15 protein-coding genes are annotated in these 16,735 nt (G+C 64.4%); 10 read left to right on the plus strand and 5 right to left on the minus strand.

Going from position 1 to position 16,735, the window contains the following annotated elements; genetic code table 11:
• Nucleotides 1-259 precede the first annotated feature (259 nt).
• The 3 genes from GSQ83_RS01470 to GSQ83_RS01480 form a co-directional block, all read right to left on the minus strand.
• Complete coding sequence (locus GSQ83_RS01470) at nucleotides 260-1,141, minus strand: glycosyltransferase family 2 protein (RefSeq protein WP_158800943.1); 882 nt, start codon at nucleotides 1,139-1,141, stop codon at nucleotides 260-262.
• Nucleotides 1,142-1,427: 286 nt separating this feature from the next.
• Nucleotides 1,428-2,309 carry a glycosyltransferase family 2 protein gene (locus tag GSQ83_RS01475; protein ID WP_158800944.1) on the minus strand — a complete coding sequence of 294 codons (882 nt, stop codon included), beginning with the start codon at nucleotides 2,307-2,309 and terminating at the stop codon, nucleotides 1,428-1,430.
• A 176-nt stretch (nucleotides 2,310-2,485) separates the two neighbouring features.
• Nucleotides 2,486-3,310 (minus strand): N-formylglutamate amidohydrolase, encoded by an 825-nt coding sequence (locus GSQ83_RS01480; protein WP_158800945.1) that lies wholly within the window; start codon nucleotides 3,308-3,310, stop codon nucleotides 2,486-2,488.
• A gap of 65 nt (nucleotides 3,311-3,375) precedes the next feature.
• Between GSQ83_RS01480 and GSQ83_RS01485 the strand changes: the two genes are divergently transcribed.
• On the plus strand, nucleotides 3,376-4,605 hold the full coding sequence (locus tag GSQ83_RS01485) for an aminopeptidase (RefSeq protein WP_158800946.1): 1,230 nt from the start codon (nucleotides 3,376-3,378) through the stop codon (nucleotides 4,603-4,605).
• A 108-nt stretch (nucleotides 4,606-4,713) separates the two neighbouring features.
• Here GSQ83_RS01485 and nrdR read toward each other — a convergent pair whose 3' ends face one another.
• Together nrdR and glyA are read right to left on the minus strand one after the other, a co-directional pair.
• Nucleotides 4,714-5,184 carry a transcriptional regulator NrdR gene (gene nrdR, locus GSQ83_RS01490; RefSeq protein ID WP_158800947.1) on the minus strand — a complete coding sequence of 157 codons (471 nt, stop codon included), beginning with the start codon at nucleotides 5,182-5,184 and terminating at the stop codon, nucleotides 4,714-4,716.
• A gap of 9 nt (nucleotides 5,185-5,193) precedes the next feature.
• A complete protein-coding gene (gene glyA, locus GSQ83_RS01495; RefSeq protein ID WP_158800948.1) occupies nucleotides 5,194-6,498 on the minus strand; it encodes a serine hydroxymethyltransferase in 1,305 nt (434 codons plus the stop codon).
• A 186-nt stretch (nucleotides 6,499-6,684) separates the two neighbouring features.
• Here glyA and hemB point away from each other — a divergent pair, with 186 nt between their 5' ends.
• From hemB to GSQ83_RS01540, 9 genes are all read left to right on the plus strand, one after another.
• The gene (hemB, locus tag GSQ83_RS01500) at nucleotides 6,685-7,677 is read left to right on the plus strand and encodes a porphobilinogen synthase (protein WP_158800949.1); all 993 of its coding nucleotides are present in this window, start codon (nucleotides 6,685-6,687) and stop codon (nucleotides 7,675-7,677) included.
• 144 nt (nucleotides 7,678-7,821) lie between these two features.
• Nucleotides 7,822-8,805 carry a magnesium transporter CorA family protein gene (locus tag GSQ83_RS01505; RefSeq protein WP_158800950.1) on the plus strand — a complete coding sequence of 328 codons (984 nt, stop codon included), beginning with the start codon at nucleotides 7,822-7,824 and terminating at the stop codon, nucleotides 8,803-8,805.
• Between the two features lie 16 nt (nucleotides 8,806-8,821).
• Nucleotides 8,822-9,313 (plus strand): GFA family protein, encoded by a 492-nt coding sequence (locus GSQ83_RS01510; RefSeq protein WP_158800951.1) that lies wholly within the window; start codon nucleotides 8,822-8,824, stop codon nucleotides 9,311-9,313.
• A 463-nt stretch (nucleotides 9,314-9,776) separates the two neighbouring features.
• Nucleotides 9,777-11,840, plus strand: a complete 2,064-nt coding sequence (locus GSQ83_RS01515) for an AsmA family protein (protein WP_158800952.1) — start codon at nucleotides 9,777-9,779, stop codon at nucleotides 11,838-11,840.
• A gap of 46 nt (nucleotides 11,841-11,886) precedes the next feature.
• Nucleotides 11,887-12,918, plus strand: coding sequence for a dipeptidase (locus tag GSQ83_RS01520; protein ID WP_158800953.1), 1,032 nt, complete (start codon nucleotides 11,887-11,889; stop codon nucleotides 12,916-12,918).
• A complete protein-coding gene (locus GSQ83_RS01525; RefSeq protein ID WP_158800954.1) occupies nucleotides 12,915-13,754 on the plus strand; it encodes an aldo/keto reductase in 840 nt (279 codons plus the stop codon). The genes GSQ83_RS01520 and GSQ83_RS01525 overlap by 4 nt, the downstream gene beginning before the upstream one ends.
• A 57-nt stretch (nucleotides 13,755-13,811) precedes the next feature.
• On the plus strand, nucleotides 13,812-14,801 hold the full coding sequence (locus tag GSQ83_RS01530; RefSeq protein ID WP_158800955.1) for an aldo/keto reductase: 990 nt from the start codon (nucleotides 13,812-13,814) through the stop codon (nucleotides 14,799-14,801).
• 17 nt (nucleotides 14,802-14,818) lie between these two features.
• Nucleotides 14,819-15,679, plus strand: coding sequence for an oxidoreductase (locus GSQ83_RS01535; protein ID WP_158800956.1), 861 nt, complete (start codon nucleotides 14,819-14,821; stop codon nucleotides 15,677-15,679).
• A gap of 42 nt (nucleotides 15,680-15,721) precedes the next feature.
• On the plus strand, nucleotides 15,722-16,708 hold the full coding sequence (locus tag GSQ83_RS01540; protein ID WP_158800957.1) for an aldo/keto reductase: 987 nt from the start codon (nucleotides 15,722-15,724) through the stop codon (nucleotides 16,706-16,708).
• Nucleotides 16,709-16,735 lie beyond the last annotated feature (27 nt).

Below are 16,735 nucleotides of genomic sequence, written 5' to 3' on the forward strand. Positions count from 1 at the left end.
CTTCGGTGTCGCCACGCGTCGTCTCCTGCGCTGCCAGGAACTCAGCGAATCATAGCCACGCGAAGGTGTCTAGTTATTTCTCGGCCAGGACACTAGTGCTGAACCACCACCCAGATCCGTCATGGCACGCGAAGGCGGGGCGGCCCCCCGCGTGCCATTCACGCCTTTGCTTGCTTGACGAAGCCAAGGCGTGGATGCCCGGCCTTCGCCGAGCATGACGTGGTGGAATGAGCGCGGTCCAAACTGACGACATCCCGCCTCAAAGCTCCAAGACGCGCTCCGGCGCCATCCGTCCAGTCAGCAAATCACGCAGTGCCAGAAGGTTTCCGCGCAGACGGCCTCGGCGATCGACGTATGGCTCGGGCCAGCCGGCGCGCGCGAGATTCTTGGCCATGTTCCGCGCGATATGTTCGAGGGCGCGGCCCAGTGGATAGCCCGCGTGTTTGCCCGCCAGATATAGCGGATTGGCGACCTGCGAATAGCCGAGCTTGACGCCTGAGCCACGCCCGCTCTTGACGCCGAGATGAACGCCCCTCGCCCCCTCGAGCCGCACGATATCGCCGAAGGCGGCTAGGCGCCGCGACAGATCGACATCCTCCTGCCAGCCGTAAAGCGGCAGGCGATCGTCAAGATGGATGTCGTGTTCGCGCATGGGCGCGACGCGGAGCGCCATGTTGCAGCCATAGCCGGAGAAAGCCGGTTTCACCTCGTCGATGTCTTCGTGTGCCGCGGCGACGATGGCGCGGCCTTCGGAGGGCGACAGGCCGGGACCGCCAATCCCGTCCGCCAGCACGCGCCCAGTTGTGACGACAAGGTGGGGATCAGCCATCATGTGACGTTCGACATTCGCGAGATAGGTCGGGTCGGGAATGAAATCGTCGTCGAAGAAGACCAGGATATCGGCGTCGGCGGCAGCGTCGATGATGGCGTTGCGTTGTGTCGTGAGGCCGGGTTTGCTGGTGAGCAGGCTGACCGCCGGAAAGCTCTCGGCTACGCCCTCGACATCTGAGGCGTCCGCGCCGCAGACGATGATCGCATCAGCTTTGCGTGTCTGCCGTTCGAGGTCACTCAAGGTTTCGCGAAGAATAGTGGCCCGTCCCCGCGTGGGCAGACCAACCACAATCCTGCAACGGCTTTCCATTGGCTGGATTCCTGGAGTTCTACGAATTTCCTAGTGTTGCAATGGTGGTCATCAGCCGATGACAGACCATAAGTGTTACCGATAAGTATTTCGGCCTGAACGAGTGCCTCGCGCAAGATCTTTGGTGTCATCCCTTTGGGCGCTTGGCCAAGTAGGGGTGTGGACAGCGCGGGAATCAGGCGGGCGCGGTTGGCATAGAACCCACCCCCAACCCCTCCCTTGCGGGGACGGGAGAAGGGACGCGGACTCCCCTCCCTGCAAGGGAGGGGTTTGGGGTGGGTTCGCGCTACAGCTCCAGCACGCGTTCCGGCGTCATGCGGCCTGCCGCGAGGTCGCGCAGGGCCAATAGGTTGCCGCGCAGGCGGCCGCGGCGATCGACGTAAGGCTCGGGCCAGCCGGCACGCGCCAGGTTCTTGGCCATGTTGCGGGCGATGTGCTCGAGCGCGCGAAACATCGGATAGCCGGCGCGCTTGCTCACGAGATAGAGCGGATTGGCGACCTGCGAGTAACCAAGCTTGACGCCGGAGCCTCGGCCGCGCTTGACGCCCAAATGCACGCCACGGGCGGCTTCCAGCTTCGCCACATCCCCGAAGACCGCGAGGCGCCGCGAGAGATCGACATCCTCCTGCCAGCTGTAGAGCGGCAAGCGGTCGTCGAAACGGATCGCATGTTCGCGCATCGGCGCCATCCGCACCGCCATGTTGCAGCCATAGCCGGAGAAAGTCGGCTTCGTGCCGTCAGTGACTGTTCCCGCCGCCGCCAGGATCGCGCGGCCCTCGGCCGGAGACAGCCCAGGACCGCCGATGCCATCGGCCAGCACCAAGCCCGTTGCGACCATCAGCCGGGGGTTCGCGGTCATGTGGCTCTCGATGGCGGCGAGATAGGCGGAATCCGCCAGGAAGTCATCATCGAAGAAGATCAGGATGTCGGCCTCGGCGGCCGCCTTGATGATGGCGTTACGCTGCGTCGAGGCGCCGGGCGCGCTGGTGAGCACCGTCACGGCCGGGAAGGCTTCGGCGATCCCCTCGGAGTCGATGGCTTCCGCACCGCAAATGATGATCTCATCCGCCAGCCGCGTCTGGCGGGCGAGTTCGGTCAGCGTCTCACGAAGAATAGGTGCCCGGCCACGGGTGGGAATGCCCACCACGATCCTGCAACGCGACGCCATAGAAAGGTTCCCCGAAAGTTACGACGACACACGCCATTGCCGAACGTTCCGGGAAAGAAAACTCATCCGCCGACGCGCGCAGTAACAGACTGCCTTATGTCGAGCATAGAGGGGGGCGGACACAAGCTCGCCAATGGCCTGACACCCTCATCCCTTAGTGGTTGCTGGAAAAAGGCTTACGCTTCTTGGCCGCTGAACTGTTCCCAGGCCCAAGGTACCAGCCGGATCAGCCGCTCGGCCCATTCGGCCTGGCCGGTGGGATTGGCGATGAGATCCTGGCGGATTTCGAGTTCAAGGTAAGGCAGACCACGCCGCTCCGCGTGGACGGGGATCGTGTAGTCGGTGAGGTCGCTGACGAAATACGGCTCGTTGACGCCGACCGTCAGGCCGCCTTCCGCCTCCAGCAGGTCCTTGAGGATTAGTGACAGTCTGGGCTGGCGGTTGAACAGTACGGCGACGTGCCAGGGCCGCACCTCCTCCTTGTAGACCGGCGTGAAGCTATGGACCGCCACCAGTGCGGTGGGACGACCAGCGGCGGCGCGGCGATCCAGGGCCGCCACTATGGCGTCGTGATAGGGCGCGAAGATTTCCCGCCGCCGGGCCTCGCGCTGTTCCGGCAGCAGATCTCGGTTGCCGGGAATCTCGGTGACTTCGCTGATCTCCGGGATGGAGCTGGGCACGGAGGGGTCGCGGTTGCAGTCGATCACCAGGCGCGAATAGGTCTGGCGGATCAGCGTGGCGTCGAGGCCATCCGCCATGCGCACGGCGACGGCGGAGGCGCCGATGTCGTAGGCGATGTGCCGCTCGTATTCCGGGGCCGGGACGCCGAGGTCGCCAAGCTTCGACGGGACACGGCGACCGGCATGATCGCAGACCAGGAAGATGTCGGAACTTCCCTGCGGGTGGTCAATGGTGAAGGGGGATGGCTCGTCGGGGCCGAGGAGGCTGGAGGGTGCGGCGTTCATGGTGGCGAGGATAGTCGGCCAAGACGCGTCCGTCATCCCGCCCCGGCTTGACCAAGGCCGCATCTTGCTTTGGATGGGCGACGGATAGAGGGGTTCGGAAAATGGATTTCGCGGCGAAGCTCGACCGGCTTGGCGAGGTGGCGGTGCGCATCGGCCTCGGCCTGCGCGAGGGGCAGGAGCTGGTGATGACGGCGCCGATCGAGGCGCTGCCCTTGGCCCGGCGCATCACCGAACACGCCTATCGTGCGGGCGCTTCCCTCGTCACGACACTCTACGGCGACGACGTGGCGACGCTCGCACGGTTCCGCCAGGGCCATGATGGCGGCTTCGATACCGCCGCGGGCTGGCTCTATGAGGGCATGGCGAAAGCCTTCTCCAACAATGCGGCACGGCTGGCGATCGCGGGCGACGACCCGGCGCTGCTGGCGGCCGAGGATCCGGAGCGGGTGAGCCGCGCCAATCGCGCGCGCTCGAAGGCCTATCAGCCGGCGCTGCAGCGGATCGTGGATTTCCACATCAACTGGTCGATCGTGAGTTATGCGACCCCGGCGTGGGCTCGGAATGTGTTCCCCGATCTGAACGAGGCCGAGGCGGTCGAGGCGCTGTGGGAAGCGATCTTCGCGGCCTCGCGCATCAACGAAGCCGATCCGGTCGAGGCTTGGAAGGCTCACAACGCTCGGCTGCACGATCGCCGCCTTTATCTCAACGAGCGGCGTTTTTCGGCGCTGCGGTTCCGTGGACCGGGCACCGATCTCACGGTCGGCCTGGCTGACGATCACGAATGGGCGGGCGGGTCGGAATCGGCGCGGAATGGCATCATCTGCAACCCGAATATCCCAACCGAGGAGGTCTTCACCACGCCCCATGCGCTGCGGGTGGATGGGCGTGTCAGAAGCACGAAGCCGCTGTCCTACCAGGGCACGCTGATCGAGGGCATCGAGGTGCGCTTCGCCGAGGGTCGCATCGTGGAGGCACACGCGACAACGGGCGAATCGGTGCTCAAGCGCGTGCTGGAGACCGATGCGGGTGCGTCGCATTTGGGCGAAGTGGCGCTGGTGCCGGCCTCCTCGCCGATCGCGAAAAGTGGTGTTCTGTTCTACAACACGCTGTTCGACGAGAACGCGGCAAGCCACATCGCGCTGGGGCAAGCCTACAACAAGTGCATCCGGAACTATGAGGCGCTGAGCGAGGAGGAACTGGTCGCGCGCGGCGCCAACCGCAGCCTCATCCATATCGACTGGATGATTGGTTCGTCGGAGATCGCTGTAGACGGGCTGGCGGCGGATGGCTCGGCGCAGCCGGTGATGCGAGGGGGTGAATGGGTTTTGTGAAGGCACTCCCACGTCATCCTCGGCGAAGGCGGAGGATCTACGCCTTTCCTTGTGGCGGCGCTGCAAAGGCGTGGATGCTCGGCCTTCGCCGAGCATGACAAGGCAGCGTCACACCGCCTGCGGATCCACCTTCTCGGTCAGCTCCCCAAGAAAATGCTCGAAATCCTTGGCCTCGCGGAAGTTGCGGTAGACGCTGGCGAAGCGGACATAGGCGACGTCGTCCACCTCCTTCAGCGTCTCCATCACCAGCTCGCCGATCTGCTTGCTGGGCACGTCGCTATCGCCGCTGCTTTCCAGTTTCCGCACGATGCTGTTGACGATACGGTCGATGCGCTCCTCCTGCACCGGCCGCTTGCGGAGCGCGATGCGAATGGAGCGGGCGAGCTTGTCGCGGTCGAAAGGCACACGCCGCGCATCAGATTTCACCACCACGAGTTCGCGTAGCTGCACCCGCTCGATGGTCGTGAAACGCTGGCTGCAGGAGCCGCAGAAGCGGCGCCGCCGGATCGCCGACCCATCCTCGCTGGGCCGGCTATCCTTTACCTGAGCGTCATCCTGACCGCAGAAGGGGCAGCGCATGCGGTCTCCTCAGTGCGGGTAGATCGGGAAGCGCGCGCAGAGCGCCTGGACGCGCTTGCCGACCGCTTGCTCCACCAAAGCGTTGCCACCTTCCTCATTGGCGCCGGAGAGGCCGGTCAATACCTCGTCGATCATCCGGCCGATCTCGCGGAACTCCTCCGCCCCGAAGCCGCGCGTCGTGGCGGCCGGGGTGCCGAGGCGGATGCCTGAGGTGATAGCCGGCTTCTCGGGGTCGAAGGGGATGGCGTTCTTGTTGGCGGTCATATGGGCGCGTTCCAGGCTCGCCTCGGCGGCCTTGCCGGTGACGCGCTTGGGGCGGAGATCGACCAGCATAAGATGCGTGTCGGTGCCGCCGGTGACGATGTCGAAGCCGCGCTCGACCAGGGTCGCGGCCAGAACCTTGGCGTTTTCGGCCACGGCTTTCTGGTAGGTGCGGAACTCGGGCCGCAGCGCCTCGCCGAAAGCCACCGCCTTGGCGGCGATGACATGCATGAGCGGACCACCCTGCAGGCCGGGGAACATCGCCGAGTTGATCTTCTTGCCCAGCTCCGCGTCGTTGCTGAGGATCATGCCGCCGCGCGGGCCGCGCAACGTCTTGTGGGTGGTGGTCGTCACGACATGGGCATGCGGCAGCGGGCTGGGGTGAACGCCGGCCGCAACGAGTCCGGCGAAATGCGCCATATCGACCATGAACAGCGCGCCGACCTCATCCGCGATCTTGCGGATGCGCGCGAAGTCGATGACGCGGGGATAGGCCGAGCCGCCCGCGATGATGAGCTTCGGCTTGCCGTCCCGCGCTTTCTGCTCCAGCTCCTCGTAATCGAGCAGCCCGTCATCCTTCCGCACGCCGTATTGCAAGGCGTTGAACCATTTTCCAGAAAGATTGGGCGCGGCGCCGTGGCTGAGATGGCCGCCGGCGGCGAGGCTCATGCCTAGGAAAGTATCGCCGGGCTTGATGAGCGCCAGCATGACGCCCTGATTCGCCTGCGCGCCCGAATGGGGCTGCACATTGGCGAATTCGCAGCCGAAGATCTCCTTGGCGCGGTCGATCGCGAGCTGTTCGGCGATATCGACCGCCGCGCAGCCGCCGTAGTAGCGGCGGCCGGGATAGCCCTCGGCGTATTTATTGGTCAGCACGCTGCCCTGGGCATCCAGCACGGCGCGGGAGACGATGTTCTCGCTGGCGATCAGCTCGATACCGTCCTGCTGGCGGGCGAGCTCGCGCCTGAGGGCATTGGCGAGTTCGGGATCGGTTTGCTCGACCGACGCGCTGAAGAAGCGGTCCAGGCTGGCGCGGGGAATCTGCTCATTCATGGCGCGTTATACCTTTCGGGCGGGGCCAGGCCGTGGACGCGGGGCGACGCGGAAACTCAGGCGGGATCAGCCTCATAACACGGAGGTGCGGCCGCGGTGAACAGTCGCGGCGCCAAGGCAGGACTGCCTGTGCCGTTGGATGTAGGAAGCTTTATATGACGCGTCACTAGCGTGAGAGGCTTGCCCATGACCGACGCCCGCTTCCCCCAGACCCGCCTCCGCCGTTTGCGCCAGGAAGGTTGGGCGCGGCGGCTGGTCTCCGAGAACCACCTTTCGGTCGATGACCTGATCTGGCCGATCTTCGTGCGCGAGGGTCAGGGCGAGGTCGAGGACGTCGCCACCATGCCCGGGGTACAGCGCGTCACGATCGACCGGCTGGCCGGGCATGTCGAGGGCGCCGTGAAGCTCGGCATTCCCGCGATCGCCATCTTTCCGGCGACTCCGCGGGAGCGGAAGAACGCCGAGGGGACGGAGGCGACCAATCCCAAGAACCTCATCTGCTCGGCCGCCCGGCTGCTCAAGCGCGAGTTTTCCGAGGTTGGTCTGGTTGGGGATGTGGCGCTCGATCCCTATACGGATCACGGCCATGACGGGGTGATCCGTCAGGGCTATGTTCATAACGACGAGTCGGTGGAGATCCTGGCGCGGCAGGCCGTGGTGCAGGCGGAGGCCGGGATCGACGTCATCGCGCCGTCCGACATGATGGATGGGCGAGTCGCCGCCATTCGGGCGGCGCTGGATGAGCGGGGTTTCGTCCAGACCCGGATCATGAGCTATGCGGCCAAATACGCGAGCGCCTTCTATGGTCCGTTCCGGGATGCGGTAGGGTCCGCCGGGGCGCTCAAGGGCGACAAGAAGACCTATCAGATGGATCCGGCCAATTCCGATGAGGCGCTGCGCGAGGTGGCGATGGATCTGGCCGAGGGCGCCGACATGATCATGGTCAAGCCGGGGATGCCCTATCTCGACATCATCCGCCGCGTGCGGGAGCGTTTCGGCGTGCCGACTTTCGCCTATCAGGTGTCCGGCGAATACGCGATGATCGTGGCCGCCGCGCGCAACGGCTGGATGAACGAGGAAGCGGCGATGATGGAGAGCCTGGTGGGGTTCAAGCGTGCCGGCTGCAACGGCGTGCTGACCTACTTCGCTCCGGCCGCCGCGAAGCTGCTGCGCGGCTGAGCGGCCGGAGGGCTTGGCCGTTCGGTGCTCGCGGAGCATGACGTGGCACCGTAAGGTGAACGGCAATCCAATGTTGGCGGCCGAGCTAACGTTGCGAAACCAGCCGCCCGCCCCAATTCCGACCTCATAAGCCGAGAATCCCGCATGCTCAAAGCCTATGCTTCGCAGGAAGGACGCCCGCTCGCCGATCTTGGGGCGGACGATGCGGCTATCGCCAAGGCTCAGTGGATCGATCTTTTCGAACCCACCGAGGAAGAGAAGGCCCGGGTCTTGCGCGCGACCGGCTTCACCATAGCCAGCGAGGATGATCTCGACGAGATCGAAACCTCGAGCCGCCTCTCCTATGACGGCCACGCCATCTACATGAGCATGCCGCTGACGATCGCGGCCAATGGCCCGCATCCGCATTCAAAGCCGGTGGGTTTCGTTTTGTCGCAGGAGCGGCTCATCACCATCCGCTTCCTCGATAGCCGGGCCTTCCGCGCTTTCCTCGAGGAGCAGCACCGCACGCCGATGGATGATGCGGGACCGGTCGGCATCTTCCTGACCATTCTCGAAGGGATCGTCGAGAAGCTCGCCGACCTGCTCGAGACGACGCGTGACGAGTTGGATCGCGTGTCCCGCACCATCTTCATGCATGATCCAGAAAGCGGGAAGCGGCCGGGACGGCAGGATCGGGAATTGCAGCTCACGATCAAGACGATCGGACGCGCAGGCGATCTCATGTCCCATGTCCGGGACAGTCTTTTGGGGATCGACCGGATTTTGCCCTTTGTGACGCAGGCGGGCGATACCTGGATCAATAAGACCCACAAGGAGCGGATGAAGTCGCTGCGGCGGGATGTGACCTCACTCACCGACTACGACAACAGCCTCAACAACAAGATGCAGTTCCTGCTGGATGCGACGCTCGGTCTTATCAACACGGCGCAGAACAATATCATCAAGGTGCTGACCGTGGTGTCGGTGGTTGGTGTGCCGCCGACTTTGGTCGCCAGCATCTACGGTATGAACTTCAAAGATATGCCGGAGCTGAACTGGGCTTTCGGCTATCCCTATGGGCTGACGCTGATCGTGCTCTCCGCCGTGCTGCCGCTGGTCTGGTTCCGGTTCCGCGGCTGGCTCTGACCCGAAAGGACGTTGAATGCAGCTCAAAGGATCTTGCCACTGCGGTGCGGTGTCGTTCTCGCTGGAATCACCGCATCCCTACCCGTATCAGCGCTGCTATTGCTCGATCTGCCGCAAGACGGATGGCGGCGGCGGCTATGCCATCAATCTCAGCGGTGACAACGAGACGCTCAAGGTCAAAGGCCGCGAGCACATCCGGGTCTATCACGCTAAAATCCGTAACCCCGAGGACAAGCGCACCCATACGAGCAATGCGGAGCGGAGCTTCTGCGGCGAATGCGGCTCCGGGCTTTGGCTGTACGATTCTCGCTGGCCGAAGCTGATCCACCCCTTCGCCGCGGTGATCGACACGCCCTTGCCTGCTGCGCCCGAGACGACGCATCTCATGCTCGAATTCAAGCCGGATTGGGTGCAGGTGGAGAAAGGCGCGAAGGATCAGGTCTTCGACCGTTATCCTGAGGAGTCCATCGCGGATTGGCATAAGCGGTTGGGGCTCATGTCGACCTAAAAGAACATCCCGGATGACTTTGACGGACCCGACCTGCAAGTCATCATGCTCGGCGAACAGCGCCCCGCCAGGGGCCGGGCATCCATGTGTGGACGGCCCTCGGGCGCAGGGTTGTGCGCGGAAAATCGCGGGCAGTGCGCGTGCGGACATGTGGTTTGCAGCGATGGCGCGACCTCATGGCCGCAGGCCCAGAGGGGTTCCGCAAAGGAGCCCCAAGCAAGTCTGCAACGTCGAAGCGAGCCGCTGGGGGCTGCGGGGTAGCTCCTCGTCGGTTCGACCGAAGGCCGATAGACGTCCCCACGCGCCATCATGGTCCACACAACGTGGGCCATCTTCTTGGCCTGAACGACCGCGGCGGGTCCGCGCGGACGGCGCTCCAGCAATCCCAGAGGCCGCGAGTTAGTCTCTCGCAAAACCTCGCCTCCTCCCCATCTGCGCTGTTCACGCGCGGAAGGGGAGCGGCATGACGCGTCGAGGCGGCAAGAAGCTCGCGATATTCCTCGGCGTGCCTATCCTCGCGATCGTGCTGCTTGTCATCTTCTGGCGCTGGGACTGGTTTATTCCGATCGTCGAGTCTCAGGCCTCCTCCGCCATCGGCCGCAAGGTGACGATCGCGCATCTCCATGTCCGCCTCGGCCGCACCACCCGGATCATCGTGGATGACGTGACGGTCGCCAATCCGGACGGCTTTCCCGCCGATGTGCCACCCCTGGCGAAGGTCGCGCATCTCGGCGTTCTCGTTGATGTGATGGCCTATATCCATCACCGGATCATCTCGATCCCGAAGATCGACCTCGACCATCCGGTGATGGAAGTCCGCGCCCTGGAGGACGGAACCAACAACTATACGCTGAAGCTGAAAACTTCCGCGCCGCCGAAACCCGGCACGCAGCCCTCGCCGCCTCCCAAGATTGGCCGGCTGACAATCGAGGAGGGGCAGCTTCACGCGCTCGTGCCCAAGATGAAGACCGACCTAACCGCGCAGATCGCCACGCATGACGCCGAGGGCGTGATCGCGCAAAACGGCCAGACCGATGAGGTCGTGATCGACGCCAAGGGCACCTACGCGAAGCATCCCATCACCGCCAAGGCACTCGTCGGCGCGCTGCTCACCGTCACCGACAAGACGAAGCCCTTCCCGATCGACGTCAAGCTCGCCAATGGCGCGACCCATGTCTCACTCACCGGCACCGTGCAGGACCCGATGGCTTTCGAGGGCACCGATCTCGATCTGATGCTGAGCGGCGCCGATATGTCCGATCTTTATCCGCTGACGGGCATCCCGATCCCCGCCACGCCTGCCTACAAGATCACCGGCAAGCTCAACTATGTTCGCGCCTCCGGCCGCATCCATTTCGACGATTTACGTGGCGTGGTCGGCAATAGCGACATCGAGGGCACGATCACCGAGCAGCCGCGGGACAAGCGCCCCGACGTCACCATGGATTTGCAATCCAATCGCATCGACCTGGCTGATCTCGGCGGCTTCATCGGCACCAATCCGGGCCGCGCGACCACCAAGAACGCCACGGCGGCGCAGCGGAAGACGGTGGCGAAGGCCGATGCCAGCAGCAACAACCTGCTGCCGACCAAGCCCTTCAACCTGCCCAAGCTGAATGCCGCCGATATCCACCTGAAATACAACGGCAAGCATATCGAGGGCCGCAGTGTGCCACTCGACAGCCTCATCGTGACGCTGGATGTGGTCAACGGCGGCATCAACCTGCACCCCATCATCTTCACCATCGGCAAGGGGCGAGTGAACGGCGATATCAGCCTGGTGCCCCAGCCCGACAAGCAGATCGCCGCCAAGGCCGACATTCACTTCGAACAGGTGGATGTCTCGCGCCTGATGGCCGCGACCCATGCCTTCAAGGGTGCCGGCTCCATTGGCGGCCGGGCGGTGATCGATTCCACCGGCAATTCCGTGGCGACCTGGATGGGCAACGGCAACGGTGGTCTCACCCTCTATATGTCCGGCGGCAATCTCAGCGCGCTGCTGGTAAACCTCGTGGGTCTCGAATTTGGCAAAGCGATCCTCTCGGCACTGGGTGTTCCAACCCGTACTGACGTGCAGTGCTTCATCGGCGATTTCGCCCTCAACCATGGCATCGTCGATACCCGCACCATGCTGCTCGACACCGGTGAGGCGATCATCGCCGGCCATGGCACCGTCAACCTCAAGAGCCAGACCATCGATTATGGCGTGCGGACGCAGAGCAAGAATTTCAGCGTCGGCAACCTGCCCACCCCCTTCACGATCACCGGCGCCCTCAAGCACCCGAGCATAGGCGTGAACCCGGTGCCTCTCGTGACCCGAGGCGGTCTGGCGGTCGCGCTGGGCATCGTCGCCGCTCCGCTTGCTTTGCTCCCGACCATCGAGCTGGGGGTGAACGATCCCAATAAGTGCGGCGCGCTGGTGGCGCAGAGCCGCGCCAAGGTTCAGAACGGCACGCCGGGAGCCGCTCCGGTGAAGGCAGTTCCGCGCACGGTGCCGGCCCGCAAAGCTGTTCCGGCGAAGAAGTAATCGTTGTGGGGTTGACGGCGGGGCCGCGCGGGCGAAGCCTGGGGGGATGAGCGACACCCTAGACGCGGAGGCGCGTGCCCTGCACGCCGCCACGCTGACGATCGACAGCCATATCGACATCCCCTGGCCCAATGGCCCTAGCCCGTTCGAGGACGGGCCGCGCCGTGTCGACCTGCCAAAGATGCGGCGGGGCGGCATCGCGGCGGGCTGCTTCGCGGCCTATCTGCCGCAGGGGCCGCGAACGCCTGAGGGACATGAGAAGGCATTCCTAAGAGCGACCGCGATGCTGCAGTCGATCCGCGCCATGGGTGAGCCCTCCGAGGCCGGGCTATGCGGCCGGCTCGCCACCACGGTCGAGGAAATCGCGGCGGCACGGCTCGAGGGCGCGCCTGCTGTCATTCCAGTCGTTGAGAACGGCTACGCGATCGGCGAAGACCTGGAACGGCTGGTGCCGCTCCGGGCGCTCGGCGCGCGCTACATGACCCTGACCCACAATGGCCACAACGCACTGGCGGATTCCGCGGTGCCGCGGCGCGACCTTGGCGACGAGGCGGCGCTGCATGGCGGCCTCTCCGATCTGGGCCGCGCCGCGATCGGCCGCATGAACGAACTCGGCATGATGATCGATGTCTCCCATGTCTCGAAGCCCGGCATGCTCGAGGCGGCCCACCTCTCCCGCACTCCGGTCATCGCGACACATTCCTCGATCCGTGCGCTCTGCGATCATCCGCGTAACCTCGACGACGAACAGCTTGAGGCGCTCGCGGAGACGGATGGGGTGGTTCAGATCACGCTCGTTTCCTTTTTCCTCAAGGCGGGACGGAAGGAGAGCGAGGTTACGGTCGCCGATTTCGTCGATCACATCGATTATGCGACTGGCCGGATCGGCATCCGGCATGTCGGGATCGGCACGGATTTCGATGGCGGCGGTGGCGTGTCCGGATGGCGGAATGCCGGGGAGAGCCACGCCGTGACGGTGGAGCTTTTGCGGCGGGGCTATGACCGTCCCGCCATCGCGGCATTGTGGGGCGGAAACTTCCTGCGCCTGATGCGTCTCGCGGAGGAGGCAGCGGCATGAGCACTTCGATCCGAACGGTGGCATTGCGCGATAATCGCGAAGTTCCTGCCCTCGGCTTGGGCACCTGGCGGATGGGAGACGACGCCCGGCGTCGCGCCGAGGAGCTGCGGGTGATCCAGCGCTCCATCGACCTCGGCATGACTTTAATCGACACCGCCGAGATCTATGGCGACGGCAAGTCGGAACGGTTGGTCGGTGAGGCCATCGCCGGGCGCCGCGACGAGGTTTTCCTCGTGACCAAGGTCGCGCCGAGCCATGCCACGCGCGACGGAACCATCCGCGCCTGTGAGGCCAGCTTGAAACGCCTCGGCACCGAGGCCGTCGATCTCTATCTGCTGCATTGGATCGGCGGCACGCCTGTTGAGGAGACTATCGCGGGCTTCGAGAAGCTGCGCGCGGATGGCAAGATCCGGGGCTGGGGCGTGTCCAATTTCGACACCAGCGACATTATCGATCTACCGAAGAACGCGGCCTGCCTCGCGGATCAGGTGCTCTACAATCCGCAGTCCCGTGGTGTGGAGTTCAGCCTGCTGCCCGAATGCACCAAGCGGGGCATCGCGATCATGGCCTACACGCCGCTCGGCCAGAACGGACGCGTGCTGCGGTCGCCCGTTCTGGCCGCCGTGGCTGAGCGGCATGAGGCGACGGTGGCGCAGGTCGCCCTTGCCTGGGTGCTGCGGCATCCCGATGTAATCGTAATTCCGAAAACCTCGACGCTCGCCCGGTTGGAGGAAAATCGCGGCGCGGCGGATTTGACGTTGAGCGACGCCGATCTTGCGGAGATCGATCGCGGCTTTTCTCCCCCGCGTTCCAAGCGCGCGCTGGAGATGCTCTGACGGCAGGAGCGCGGCGTCCGGTTCCGAATACGGGCGCCAACTTTGAAGGACAAGACGATGCAACAACGGAAATTGGGCAGTCAGGGCCTGACGGTTTCGGCCGTCGGGCTTGGCTGCATGGGAATGAGCCAAAGTTACGGGCCAGCGGATGAGGCAGAGTCGATCGCCACGCTGCATCGCTCGATCGACCTGGGCTGCACCTTCCTCGATACCGCGGAAGTCTACGGACCTTTCGCCAACGAGGATTTGCTCGGCCGGGCGCTGGCGGGCAAGCGTGACAAGGTGGTCATCGCGACGAAATTCGGCTTCCGCATCGAGGGTGGCAAGAACACCGGTACTGACAGCCGGCCGTCAACGATCCGCGCTGCGGTGGAAGCTTCGCTTAAGCGCCTGAAGACCGACCACATCGATCTGCTCTACCAGCACCGGGTCGATCGCACCGTGCCGATCGAGGATGTTGCTGGCACGGTCAGCGACTTCGTGAAACAGGGAAAGGTGCGCTTCTTCGGCCTCTCGGAAGCCGGCGTCGCCAATATTCGCAAGGCCCATGCCGTGCATCCCGTCTCGGCGCTGCAAAGCGAGTATTCGCTGTGGGAGCGCAATCTTGAAGCCGAGATCGTGCCGCTGCTGCGCGAATTGGGCATCGGGCTCGTTCCCTTCTCGCCTCTCGGCCGCGGCTTTCTGGCAGGCAATGCACAGCGTGCGGAGGATTATCCGGCCGATGATTTCCGCCGCCACGATCCGCGCTACCAAGGCCAGAACTACGACGCCAATATGAAGGCGGCCAAGGTCGTGCATGACATTGCCGCCGCCAGAGGGTTCAAGGCCGGGCAAATCGCCGTCGCCTGGTTGCTGCACAAGGGCGATGATGTCGTGCCGATCCCGGGCACCAAGCGTCGCAGCTATCTGGAAGAAAATATCGCCGCCGCCGATATCCGCCTGGACGCCAAGGAAATCGTCTCGCTGGACGCAGCGCTCGCACCCGACATCGTTTCCGGGCCGCGCTATGGCGAGAAGATGATGGCGTTGGTGGACCGGCACGCTTGATCGAATAGGAAAAACATATGTCACAGACAGAAACTCCCGTCTGGTTCATTACCGGCTGCTCCACCGGCTTCGGCCGCGAACTCGCCAAACTGCTGTTGCAACAAGGCTATCGCGTCGTGGCGACCGCGCGCGACGAGACCAAGCTTGAAGATATCGTCGAGGGTTTTGACACGCAGGCTCTCGCGCTGCCGCTCGACGTGACGGATGCGACAAATATCGCCGAGGTGGTGCGCGCGGCGGAGACGCGGTTCGGCCGTATCGACGTTCTGGTTAACAATGCCGGGTACGGCTATCTCGCGGCGATTGAGGAAGGCGAGGACGATGCCGTGCGGGCGATGTTCGACACCAATGTCTTCGGGCTGGTCGACGTGACCAAGGCGGTGCTGCCGGGAATGCGCAAGCGGCGCAGCGGCTTCATCGTCAATCTGTCGTCGATCGGCGGCCTGATGTCCTTCCCGGCGAGCGGCTACTACACCGCGACGAAACATGCGGTGGAGGCGATTTCCAAGGCGCTGTCGCTGGAAGTCGCGTCGCTCGGGATCAAGGTGCTCATCGTCGAGCCGGGTCCGTTCCGCACCGATTTCGCGGGCCGTTCTATCGGGCAGTCGCGGGAGCAGATCGCCGACTACGCCGAGACCTCCGGCAAGCGCCGGAGCGAGACTGCGGCGCGCCACGGCAATCAGCAAGGCGATCCGGTGCGTGCGGGCCAGGCGATCATCGACGTGGTCAATGCCGAGAACCCCCCGCTGCACCTGCTGCTCGGCGCGCCCGCTCTGCAACTCGCGCGCAAGCAGTTGGAATCGATGACGAAGGATTTCGACACTTGGGAAAAGACCACGCTCGGCGCGGATTTTCCGGACGCTAAGGGCAGTTTCTGACCAAAACCGACCACCAAACGACCTGGATCCAGGAGCTGACCGATGAAAACACGCAAGCTAGGACGCGGTGGCCCCGAGGTGACGGAGCTCGGGCTCGGCTGCATGGGAATGTCAGCCTATTACAGTGGACGAGATGACAAGGAATCCGTCCGGACCTTGGAGCGCGCTTTGGCCCTCGGCATCACCTTCTTCGATACCGCCGATACCTACGGGCTCGGCGAGAATGAGCGACTGGTAGGCCCGGTTCTGAAGCCGCATCTCGGCCGGATCGTCCTCGCGACGAAGTTCGGCAATACCTGGGATGAACAAGGCCGTCGCGGTCCGATCCGCGGTGACGCCGCCTACGTCCGGCAGGCTTGCGAGGCGAGTCTATCGCGGCTCGGCGTGGAAACGATCGACCTCTACTACCAGCACCGCGTGGATCCGAACGTGCCGATCGAGGAGACGGTGGGCGCAATGGCCGACCTCGTTCATGAAGGCAAGGTCAAGCATCTTGGCTTGTCCGAAGCCGGCGTCGCGACCATCCGCCGCGCCCATGCCGTGCATCCGATCGCTGCACTCCAGACGGAATACTCGCTATGGAGCCGCGAGCCTGAGGAGGAGATTCTGGCGGTAACGCGGGAGCTTGGCATTGCCTTCGTGCCCTACAGCCCGCTCGGCCGCGGCTTCCTGACTGGCGAAATCAAAGCGCCAAGCGACCTCGCCGCCGATGACTGGCGCCACACCTCGCCGCGCTTCCAGGGTGAGAACTTCCAGCGCAACCTGGACGCGGTTGCCGAGGTGCAGGAACTCGCCAAACGCAAAGGCTGCACGCCGGGTCAGCTCGCGTTGGCCTGGGTGCTGGCTCAGGGGAACGACATTATTCCCATCCCGGGAACGAAACGGGTGAAGTATCTGGAGGAAAATGTCGGAGCGGCCGACGTCACCCTGACCGCAGCGGACCGCGAGGAAATCGACCGCATCCTGCCGGCGGCCGCCTTCGTGGGCGCCCGCTACGCCGAGGAGGGCCTGCGCGCGACGGGCCTCTGACATCCAGGCGGGTTCCGCGCGACCGAG

The organism is Acidisoma sp. L85 (assembly GCF_009765865.1).
GTDB lineage: Bacteria > Pseudomonadota > Alphaproteobacteria > Acetobacterales > Acetobacteraceae > Acidisoma.